The organism is Mycobacterium sp. MFM001 (genome assembly GCF_003402475.1).
In the GTDB taxonomy this organism is placed as follows: domain Bacteria; phylum Actinomycetota; class Actinomycetes; order Mycobacteriales; family Mycobacteriaceae; genus Mycobacterium.
Genome location: NZ_BFAB01000034.1, coordinates 1 through 2,377 on the forward strand (window position 1 = coordinate 1; position 2,377 = coordinate 2,377).

The 2,377-nt window shown below is 64.7% G+C and carries 2 protein-coding genes; both read left to right on the forward strand.

Annotation, left to right across the window (positions count from 1 at the left end; all coding sequences use genetic code 11):
• A partial coding sequence (locus tag MFM001_RS24215; RefSeq protein WP_304481792.1) for an SGNH hydrolase domain-containing protein occupies positions 1-998 on the forward strand: 998 nt, incomplete at its 5' end.
• Between the two features lie 535 nt (positions 999-1,533).
• A partial coding sequence (locus MFM001_RS24220; protein WP_371685624.1) for an acyltransferase family protein occupies positions 1,534-2,377 on the forward strand: 844 nt, incomplete at its 3' end.

The window sequence follows — 2,377 nt, forward strand, 5'->3', positions numbered from 1 at the left end:
CGGTCTGTGTTGGCGTGGCGTTGCTGGTAGCGCTGCCTACACCAGTTGGCCGTGGCGCGCCGGCTGCGGCGCTGACCGTCACTGCGGCGCCTCCCTCCGCGGGCCACAACATTCATCTGTACGACGCGGCAGTGCAAAATGCGTTCACACAGGTGCAGGCCGCGGTCGCGGCATCCGCCGAGTTGAAGGCCGTGCCATCGAACCTCGACCCGCCGCTCGCCGACGCGGCAGCAGAAATCAAGACCATATCCCTCGGCGGCTGCATGCGGAATCTTTTCCAAGGCGGACAGCCTGAGTGCGCGACGGGCGATACCGCCTCGAAGACGACGGTGGCCCTGGTCGGTGACTCGCATGCCGCAATGTGGGGCCGGGCGTTGCAGCAGGTCGCCGAGCAGCGGCGCTGGCGGCTGGAAACCCTGAGCAAGGCGGACTGCCCATTGATGAACTTGCCGATCACCAACCCACTGCGCCGGATGGTGTCCGCCGACTGCAAGCGGTGGAGCGATCAGATCATCGCCCGGTTACGCGCCGAGCACCCGCGGCTGGTCGTGGTGAGCATGTGGCGGGGGTACGGTGTCGGCCGCGGTTGGCTGCCAGGTTTCAGGTCATACGACCCGGCGTGGTTCGACAGCCTAAGCCGCCTAGTGCAGCAGCTGCGCGGCATGGGTACGAAAGTGCTGGTGCTCGGGCCGGTCCCGGCTCTGCCCTCGCCGGTGCCGATCTGCCTGTCCGGTCATCTCGATGACGCGACGGCCTGCTCGCCGCCCAGGTCGCAGGCGCTGAATGAACGCGGCATCGCCGCTGAGTCCGCCGCCACCAAAGCCGGCGGCGGAGACTACGCCGACCTCACCGATCTGTTCTGCACCGCCGACCGCTGCCCGGTCATCGTGGGCAACACCCTGGTCTACTTTGACGGGGCTCACGTGACTTTCGAATATTCCCGGCTGTTGGCACCGGTAATCGGGGCGCTGGCCGATCGGGCGCTCGCCCGAGATTGAGAGGCTGCGGATCGCGATTGTCGACTGCCCCGGATTCGGCGACGACTAGCTGGAACCGCCTTGTGTTTCGGCAAAGTTCGCTGGACTGCTCGCGGACCGCCTGGCTCGCACCGTGTAAGACACGCCATTACAGCCTGTTTCGCCGCAGCGCCGCCAGCTGTTCTGCCTTGGGCTCATACGGATACAACGGGCGTTGTCGCGGGCCGCATCCAGTTTCATCTTCGGTGGTCTCAGGTGCCACGAGATCGTCGGGCCGACTTCGCATTTGACGACGGCAATCTTGTCCGCTGCCTCCTCGTGGGGCACGCTTCGCTTTCTCGGTTTCTACGTGATGAGACAAAAGATCGGCGGCCCACAATGTTGTTGGTCAACACGAGTATGCGGTGGGATCACGAAGGCACAGCGGCTAATTGAGCCGTTGGCAACGAACCGTTACCGCGCGGATTCGAAAGTACATCATTCGCGAAACCACCTTTTACTGCTGCCGAAATGTAATAATGCCTCCACTCGAAGAACGAGTCCCCCGAGAAAGTTGGTGATCTTGCGCCAGGCGGACAGCGTTAGGCCGATCGAAGGGGTGCAGGGTCAGCGCCCGGCGCGGACCGAATTTCGCCAGGACATCGAGGGCTTGCGCGCGGTCGCGGTGTTGGCCGTGGTCCTCTTTCACGCTGAGGTGCCTGGTGTCGGTGGCGGGTACATCGGCGTAGACGTGTTCTTCGTCATCTCAGGCTTCCTCATCACCGGGCTGCTCTGGCGCGAGGTACGCAGCGCTGGCACCGTTCGGCTGCGCCGCTTTTACGGGGCGCGGGCCCGCCGACTGCTGCCGGCATCGGCCACGGTAGGCGTTATCACCGCGATCGGCGCGGCTGTCCTGTTACCCCCGTTGCAGGCCCGCACGGTCATCGGGGACGGCATCGCCAGCGCGTTGTATGTCGTCAACCTTCGGTTCGTTGCACAAGTCGCCGACTACTTCTCGCCCCACCTGCCGCCATCGCCGTTCCAGCACTACTGGTCTTTGAGCGTTGAGGAGCAGTTCTACCTGGTGTGGCCGGCATTGATCATCGGTACGGCGTGGCTCATCCGGCTTGTGCGCCGGCGCACCCGGGCCCAGGCCACCTCATCGCAAACTCCGTATCTGGTAGTCCTCGCGTTGGTCGCGGCGGTGTCGTTTGCATCATCGCTAGCGATCACATACGTGCTGCCTTCTCTTGCGTTCTATTCATTGCCCACGCGGGCCTGGCAGTTGGCCGTCGGCGGCCTGGTTGCCCTCACCGCCGGGCAGTGGCGCCGACTACGGCCAATACCTGCTGCGATCGCGGGATGGGGCGGCCTGGCCCTGATCCTGCTGGCCTGCACCCTGTTGAGCACGACCACCCTCT